This is a genomic window from Nocardiopsis protaetiae (genome assembly GCF_045446735.1).
GTDB lineage: Bacteria > Actinomycetota > Actinomycetes > Streptosporangiales > Streptosporangiaceae > Nocardiopsis > Nocardiopsis protaetiae.
Genome location: NZ_JBJJBV010000289.1, coordinates 1 through 8,257, shown reverse-complemented (window position 1 = coordinate 8,257; position 8,257 = coordinate 1). Strand labels below are relative to the sequence as shown.

Annotated in this window: 5 protein-coding genes; 2 read left to right on the top strand and 3 right to left on the bottom strand. The window is 72.5% G+C overall.

Annotation, left to right across the window (positions count from 1 at the left end):
• Positions 1 to 133: 133 nt before the first annotated feature.
• Both ACJOT3_RS29420 and ACJOT3_RS29415 read right to left on the bottom strand, forming a co-directional pair.
• On the bottom strand, positions 134 to 598 hold the full coding sequence (locus tag ACJOT3_RS29420) for a DUF7134 domain-containing protein (RefSeq protein ID WP_421536142.1): 465 nt from the start codon (positions 596 to 598) through the stop codon (positions 134 to 136).
• 67 nt (positions 599 to 665) lie between these two features.
• A complete protein-coding gene (locus tag ACJOT3_RS29415; RefSeq protein ID WP_406976387.1) occupies positions 666 to 1,466 on the bottom strand; it encodes a CPBP family intramembrane glutamic endopeptidase in 801 nt (266 codons plus the stop codon).
• Positions 1,467 to 1,968: 502 nt separating this feature from the next.
• Here ACJOT3_RS29415 and ACJOT3_RS29410 point away from each other — a divergent pair.
• Positions 1,969 to 2,670 (top strand): AAA family ATPase, encoded by a 702-nt coding sequence (locus ACJOT3_RS29410; RefSeq protein ID WP_406976386.1) that lies wholly within the window; start codon positions 1,969 to 1,971, stop codon positions 2,668 to 2,670.
• Between the two features lie 552 nt (positions 2,671 to 3,222).
• Here ACJOT3_RS29410 and ACJOT3_RS29405 read toward each other — a convergent pair.
• Entirely contained in the window at positions 3,223 to 6,657 is a 3,435-nt protein-coding gene (locus tag ACJOT3_RS29405) for a phosphodiester glycosidase family protein (RefSeq protein WP_406976385.1), read from the bottom strand.
• Between the two features lie 377 nt (positions 6,658 to 7,034).
• Between ACJOT3_RS29405 and ACJOT3_RS29400 the strand changes: the two genes are divergently transcribed.
• A complete protein-coding gene (locus ACJOT3_RS29400; RefSeq protein WP_406976384.1) occupies positions 7,035 to 8,117 on the top strand; it encodes a hypothetical protein in 1,083 nt (360 codons plus the stop codon).
• The last annotated feature ends 140 nt before the right edge of the window (positions 8,118 to 8,257 follow it).

Below are 8,257 nucleotides of genomic sequence, written 5' to 3'. Positions count from 1 at the left end.
AGGGGCAGGTGCGGTCCGATCAGGTCCCATTCGTCGTCGGTGAGGTCGCCGCGTGCCATGGGTCTGGTTTACCGGTTCGGGCCCTCGCCCGGGGGGCGAGTGCCCGAACCGTGATCAAAACCCAGAACAGGCCCTAGTCGACGACCCGCTCGGACGATCCGCGTGCGTTCAATGCCAGGGCGAGCAGCAGGTAGCCGACCGTCATCGCTGCCACCGTGGGGAGCCGGAAGCGGCTCTGGTGGGCACCGGCGCTGTAGAGCGCCACGATGGCTCCGACGCCGGCGAACGTCGACGGGTAGGCGAACAGCTGGACCGCGGCGAAGCACAGGGCTACGGCGGCGAGGCAGGCGAGGGGGCGCAGACGGCGCACGACCAGGGGCAGGCACTGCCCCAGCACCAGGGCGAGGCCCACCGCGTCCAGGGGCCGTTGGGGAAGCCCGCCCACCACGACCCCGTTGTCCACAAGGCCGGGCACGAAAGCCATGGCTGTGAGCGTGAACGTGAGGACGCCGTCGGGCAGGGCGGCTCCCCGCGCCCTCCATCGGCCCAGGAGCTCCGTCAGCCCGCTGGGAAGCGCTCTTGTCTCCGGACCGGGCACGGGCCGACTCTGGCGGACCTTCGAACCGCGGCGGCCGCCCCTGTCGGCGGTGGACCGCCTCCACGACTCAACGTGTGGTCGGCGCCTCCCCTCGGCGGTAGAGGCGGCCCCGGCGCTTGGCCAGGAGGAGGAGAACGACGGTGAGCACGCTGCACAGCAGGACCGCCAGCGGGCCGGCCTCGGGGCCGGAGGAACCTCCGAACAGGGGGTTCGAGCCGTTCATGCCGCCCGCGATCAGGCTGCCGGTGCCGACATCGGTACCGCCGGCACCCGTTCCGTAGATTCCGGCCAGGGAGACGTTCCAGGCCAGGTGCAGCCCGATGGGCAGCCACAGGCTGCGTGTGGCCGCGTAGGCGGCGCCGAGCATGAAGCCCGCCTCAACGGCTATGGCCAGGGCGCCCCACAGGGTGAAGTCCGGGTTGACCACGTGCACCAGGCCGAAGACCAGGCCGGAACAGCCGATCGAGCCCCAGGTGCCGAGCTTCTCCTCCAGCAGCCGGAACAGCACGCCGCGGAAGAGCAGTTCCTCGACGACCGCCACGCAGGACATCAGCCCCAGTGTGATGAGCAGACCGTCGAAGGACCCCCAGCCGGTCACGCGGTACCCGCCCAGGGCCGCGATCAGCAAGATCGTGACCGTGAACAGCCCGAATCCGAGAAGTGCGCCCCGGCCGAGGCCGGAGGCGGCTTCGGCCAGGACCAGCTCGGTCGCGCTCCGGTGCTCCAGCCACCGGACGAGGCCGACGTAGCACCAGAGGGCGAGCACGGCGGTGCCGACGCCTACCGGCAGCGCGGTCACCGGGCTCGCGGAGGCCGCGGCGTTGACGGGCGCGGTGACGGTCATCACCACCAGGAGCACCGGGAACATGATCGCGAGTCGTGTCCAGGTGGATCGCGGCCGCCCCGTCGAGGCCCTCCCGTGCGAAGGCCGGGGGTTCTCCGGCCGTTCGGATGAGGGCTGCCGCCCGCTGGACGATCCCATGGTCTCTTCTCCCACTGTTCGGGCACCTCGCGGCTCGGGGGCGCCACGGAACAGCAAGTTACGGTTCCGGCACACCGCTCGGATGCCCCCTGGGGTGGGCAATCGGCGCGTCGGTCCTGTCCCCCGTGCGAGCCACACGCCGGTGCGGTGTCCACGGCATCGACGGCGGGCCGCGCGGGGTCGGGGACCGGTCCTGTGCCGATTCCGGTCTGCGCCCGGCGGCAGCCGTGTCTGCTCCCAGGTGTTTCGTGCGGGGTTCTTGAGAAGCCGGGGTGTCCTGCGTTCTTCGGAGTCGTCGATGCCCGGTAGCGTCATGGCATCGGTGACGCGGCCGCTGTGGAGCCGCGCCTCACCGGCGCGAAGGTCGGCTTTTGAGGAGCTGCCGAGGATGTTCCGAGGGCTGGCGCGGTATGTTCCCACGGTGGGTGACGCGACGGTGCGCGGCATGGTCTACCCCCGACGGTCCGTGGTCCTGGTCGCCGGGGTGCCCGGGGCCGGGAAGAGCACCCTGCTGCGGCGGCTGTTCGGGCTCCGCGAGGACGAGGAGCGGACCGTGCTCACCGCGGAGGGTGTGCGGGTGGTCGACTCGCTACAGTCGCGGCGCCGGCTGGGAACGTTGCTCGGTCGGATCCCCTACCCGCTGTGGCGCTGGGTGGTGCACGTACTGCACCTGGTCCGGATGGCCGCGGCGCTGCGCGGCGGCCCGGTGGTGATGCACGAGTGCGGGACTCGGGGCACGGTCCGCGTGCTGCTCGCCCTGCTCTGCCGGCTCCGCCGGTACGAGATGCACGTGTTGATGATCGACGCCACTCCGCAGGAGGCCCGGAACGGGCAGAGCACCCGGGGGCGGCTGGTGACCGAGCGCAGCCACCGGGCGCATTCGCGGCGCTGGCGACGGCTGCGCGCGGCCGCCCGGCGCGGGCCGGCTGCATTCGCGCCGGGCACGCGCAGTCTGCTCGCACTCGACCGGCGCCAGGCGCGGGAGCTGGCCTGGATCCGTTTCGGTCCCCGCGCGGATACCCGTGGTCCCCTGCGCACCGAGGTGGGGCCGCCCCCTGTCCGGCTCGAACCGGTGACGTCCGATACCTAGTGGTACCGGCTGTTCGTGGACCACGGCGACGTGGCGGCCAGTGCCGGGACCGGCGCGGGCATCGACCTGTGCCTGCACCTGGCGCGTTCCGACCACGGCGCGGTGTACGCCGCCCTGATCGCCCGGAACATGGTCCTGCCGCCGAACCGGGAGGGCGACCGGCTAGTACGCCGCACGCCCCGCGCCGCCCAGGACGGACCCGTCGCTGGCGCCGCTGCTGGAGTGGGCCGCCTCCCGCCGGGACGCCCCGCTGGCCCTCGACCGCCTCGCCGAGCAGGCCGGGGTGTCCAGCCGCGCCCTCGCCCGGCGGTTCGCCGAGCAGCTCGGCACCGGCCCGGGGCAGTGGCCGCTCGGCCGGCGCCGGGACGCCGCCCGGTTGTTCCTGACCTGGCCGGCCGACCCCGGCAAGCACCGGAACCGGCGCTGGCTCGTCGTCTGGGACGATCTGGCCGATCCCGCGCAGGTCACCGACCTGTGGCCCCCACATGACCAGCCCCGCGGCCGGGTCGTGGTCACCACCCGGCGCCGCGACCACTCCCTCACCGTGCAGGGTCAGGGTTTGAGTTCGATGGTGGTCTGTTCGGTGACGCCGTTCACCGTGACCGCGAGGTCGACGGTCCCCTCCGCCAGGGCGGTGAACCGGCCGGTCGCCGGGTCGAAGGCGGCGGCGTGGTCGGTCGTGGCCTCCTCGGCCGGGCCGATGTGGACGCCGGCGGAGCCGGACCAGTCCGCGCTCACCGGGTAGGCGACCGGGACCATGGTGCCGTCGTTGTCGACCGTCGCGGTGACCCGGGTTCGTTCGCCAACGGCGACCGCGGTCGGCGCCGCGAGGTCCAGCCCGTCCACGTGGGGGCGCAGTTCGGCCGCCACCCAGGACGCGGGATCGCCGTGGGTGTCGACGCCCCACAGCGACCAGCCGGTGAAGCCGCCGTCGGCGGGACCGGCCGAGGGGTTCTTGCCGGCGTTGCCGTTGATGACGTAGGGCACGCCGTCCACCCGGTCCGCGTGGAACAGGCCGGCGTGCGCGCCGATGAACACGGTGCCCTTGCCGGTCCGGGCCTGGAACCCGGACAGCCAGCTCTCGACGGTCGCCGCCTCCTTGCGGTCCGCCAGTTCGCTCGCCCTGGTGGGCAGCGGGTCGCGCAGGGGCACGTGCTGGGCCACCACGACCGACGTGACGGCGGGGTCGTCGGCCGCGCGGTCGAGCTCTTCGCGCAGCAGCGGCAGCTGCGACCAGTCGCTCGCCTGGTAGGAGAACCGTGCCGTGTCCAGGAGGATGAACCGGGTGCCGTGGTGGTCGGCCACGCGCCAGGGCTCCCCGAACGCCTCCCGGAAGTTGTCGAGCGTCCCCTCGGACACCTCGTGGTTGCCCGGAACGTAGTAGTAGGGCAGCTCGCCCTCCAGCTCCTCGTCGAGGATGCGCCGGGCCAGCGCGAAGTCCTCCGGGGAGGCCTCGTCGACGAGGTCGCCGTTGATGATGAGGAACTCGGCGTCACTCGCACGGATCTCGCGGAGCGCGCGCCGGGTGTAGGCGACGATCCCGCTGTCCGGGTCGCGGGCGACGAACTGCGCATCGGACAGGACGGCGAACCGCCAGTCCCGGTCGGCCACGGCCGAACCGGGTGCCACCACCGGGTCGACGACCGGTTCGGCGGGTGGCACGTCCACGGGTGGCGGCACCATGGCGGTCAGCTCGTCGATGACCACCGTGCCGTGGTAGGCGGCGTCCGGGTCGGTCTCGGCGAAGTAGACGCGGCGCAGCGATAGCGGGTACCGCGTGCCCGGCGGCACGGGGAAGACCAGCTCCTGCCAGCCGGGTTCGTCCAGGTAGCCGGCGCGCAGCGCGGGCAGCAGTTGGCCGGAGCCGTCCCAGACCTGGAGGCTGGCCCACTCCCCGTCGCCCCGGGCGTGCACCCGGGCGCGCAGTTCCTGCGGTTGTCCGGGGATCTCCCGGGTTCCGCCGGGTGGCAGGACGCCGCCGGTGCGGGTCCCGGTCGAGGCGGTGAAGTCGTAGGCCAGCTCCACCGCGGCGCCGTCCCGCCCCTCGGTCGCCGCGACGTTCCCGTCGGCGCGCTCACCGAGGTAGGACCAGTCGGCGGCGTCCTCGAAGTCGGCGACGACGACCTCCTCCAGGCCGACGGTGACCGCGAAGCTCGTCTCGACGCCGCCGACCCGGACGGTGGCGACCGCGGCCCCGCTGTCGGTGGCGGCCCGGATCTCGAACCGCCCGTCCTCGGTCACCGAGGCCCGCGCGACGGTCTCGTCGAGGGTCAGTTCGACGTCGGCCGGCTCGATCGGCGCGGTGAACCCCTGTGCGTCGTAGCCGGTCACCTCGACCACGGCGGACGCCTCGGCGTCCGCGAGCCCCACCCGTTCGGGTGTGGTCCCCAGCCGGGTCAGTTCGCCCAGCACGGTCAGCCCGATGTCCCCGGTGGCGTTCCTCTGGCGGGCGGTGACGGTGGTGGTACCGGTCGAACGGGCGGTGAACACGCCGTCGCGGTCGACGGTGCCGACCCGGTTGTCGGCGGACCGCCAGTGCGGGTCGGCCCGGACCGGCGCGTAGGTCTCGTCGTGGCCGGCCGCGGTGAGCGTGCGGGTGAGGCCGGGGAACACCCGGTCGGGTCGGGGCGGTGCGGCGTAGGCGGAGCCATCGGCCCGTTCGGGTTCGATCCGGGTTCGTACCCAGAACCCGTCGAGCCGGCCGCTGCCCTCGGGCGCGAACAGGGCGAGTCCGTTGGGCACGGGGCGTTCCTCCCCGTCCGAGGGCCGGTTCTCCACCCGCACCTGCTCGGCGCCGGGGGTTCGCGCCACCAGGGTGGTCGAGCCGCCGCCGTCGAGGTTGAGCGCGGTGTGCGCACCGGCCTCGACCATCATCTCGGCCAGTTCGTCGAGGCCGACCCCCGCGGCGAAGGCGGGCTGTCGGCCGTCGACGCTGAGCAGGTACATCTGCGAGCCGTCCTCGGAGAAGCCGATGGCCGTGCGCGGGGCGCCCGGGGTGTTGTCGCTCTCCCGGGCACGCTGTGCCTCGCCGTCGACGACGAGCAGCTGGCGACCGTTGAGCGCGGCGTGGATCTCCTGGTCGGCGCCGGTCCGGACCCGGTAGTCAATGTTGACTACGTCGCCCACGGACAGGTCGGACAGTGCCGCGGCGCCGTTCTCGCGGCCGACCAGAACGAAGGCGTCGTCGGCGATGGCACCCCCGCGCGGCTCGTCCACGATCTCGGTGACGACGCCGTCGGTGACGACGACCTCCAGCGTCCGTGCCGCGCCCTCGACCGCCCGGCACCGGCAGTACGTCCCCCACAGCGGGGTGAACGCGGCGATCCCGCCGGTGGCCAGGGCCGGTTTGTTGATCGCGTCCAGCGGCGGCGCCTCTCCGGTCGGCAGCTCGACGGCGCCTTCGAAGAACACCTCGCCGATCGCGCCGAGCCCGTCGGGGGTGAGGATCGCCGCGGACCCGCGGTGGTCGTCGGTGGTCGGGGACTGGATCACCTCGCCGTCCCGCACGGCCACCCCCTGCGGCGCTCCGGAGGCGTTGATGTCGAAGAAGTCGCCGTTCACCGCGGCGACCGCGCCGACCCGGTCCGCCTGGGCGCTCAACGGCTCCCGGTCGGTCACCCGGCCGGGGAACAGGTAGTCGACGCGGACCCCGCCGGCGAGGTCGACGGCCAGCAGGTCGGCCTGCGACCAGGTGGGCGTCCCGGTGTAGCCGTCCGGCCCGTAGGTATCGAACGAGGTCAGTGTGACACCGGGGGCGACCGGGCGTTCGGAGGTGAACGTCTCCAGCCGCGGCGCGGGGTCGTCGGCCGGTGCGACCGGGCCGCCCGGTGGGATCTCGACGGTCTCGCTGAACCCGGTGTGATCGCGCGGGTCCTCAGGCGCGGTGCTCGCATCCGCGAGCGGGGCGAGGGTGAGGGTGAGGGCCAGAACGGAACCCGCGGCCGCCGCGGCGGGCGTGCGTGAGCGGATCGACCACCGGTGGGTCATGGGAAGCCTCCGGGCGGCTGGGGGGGAGCGGGAAGCCCTGTGCGTTGACTTCCTACCATCAAGTCGATCCGTTACGAAGGAAACCGACGTTCCCGGGCCCTGCCCCTCCCGCCCCACCCCTCCCCCGGCCCCGGCCGGACCTACGGGGACGAGAGGGGAATGCCGGGGAGAACGGACAGGTGCGCGCCTCCGCCCCGCGGGGACACCGCCCGAGCCGGATCACAGAAATGGTCATAAACCAGTATTTTCGCTACGCTGACCTGCGGTCTGTGGACTGAGAACACCGGTTGTTCCAGGAGTTCTCGCCACGCCGTGCCGCCGGGGACACGGCACAGGAAACCCCCGTCCACACATGAGCAGAAAGCACCGACAAGGGCATGACATCTGCAAAAGATCATCTGCGGAACATCGATCATTCGACGGCGAAATCCGAAGAACACCTGAGCGACATCAGGAGTTCGAGCGCGAGCGCCGCCCAGTCGGCGGCCCAGAACACCCAGCTCCTGAAGGGCATCGCGTTCACCAGCGGCGCGAGCATGGTCTTCAACGGCATCACCGCCGCGAACACCGCGAAGATGGCGAGGACGCAGGAGGCGCAGCTCGCGCTCCAGCGGGAGCAGCACGCACTCCAGCAGGCCGTGGCCGAGCAGACCGCCCGGCACGAGTTCTCGATGTGGCGGCAGACTCCGGAGGGCACGGCGTTCGTCGACTGGCAGCAGCGCGCCGCCGCCCTCGTCCCGCTCCTGCGCGACCGCGAACGCACCTGGCAGGCCGCGTGGGCAAACGCGATCGGACGGGCACAGGCCCAGATCCCGCCGGACGAGAAGCGGCGCTTCACGAATCACCCGGCACGGTTGAAGCAGAACGGCTTCAAAATCGCCTCCATTGTGAGTTTCATCGCCGCCGGCCTGGCCGCGATCGGTCTGATCTTCCAGATTTTGACCGCATCGGTGTTGGAATCCCTTCCCCAGACCAATGATCCGGATCGGCTCACCTATGCCGAATGCCTGGAAATGCTCGACACCAATCCCATTCTGACCGAAGCCGACTGCGAGGCCATCAACCCGGCCGCCGACAGGCCGGGCCTGCGCGACGCCCGCCCGCTGATCCTGTTCGCCGGGCTGGGGATCACGTTCGTCGTCCTGCGCAAGGTGAGGCAGCGGGCGGCGCAGGCCGACCCGACCGTGCAGCGGGAGGCCGCGGCCAGGACCGCCCGGTGGGGGTTCGACCCGCTCACGACGCAGGGCGCGTGGTACGCGTGGCACGAATCGCAGGGTTTCACCGGCTACGCCGACCGCATCGAGCACATGGTGCGCACCGGACCCTCCCAGCGCCCGCAGCCCTCGCAGCTCATCCGGCTCCAGGTGCCCACCCCCCGGCCGCCCGACGAGCGGCTCCCCGCGGAGGTCGGCCACGTCCTGGCCTCGTTCCAGCAGGAGAACGAGGAACTCTCCCGCTGACGGCGGCGGGGCACCCCGCCCTGTCGGCACCGCGCTGTCGGCACCACACCGAGGATCCGCCGATCTCGGGGCTTCCTCCCGGCGCACACCGGTCCGGTGTGCGCCGGGAGGAACCATGCCGGGGCCGTGACCGGGAGGCC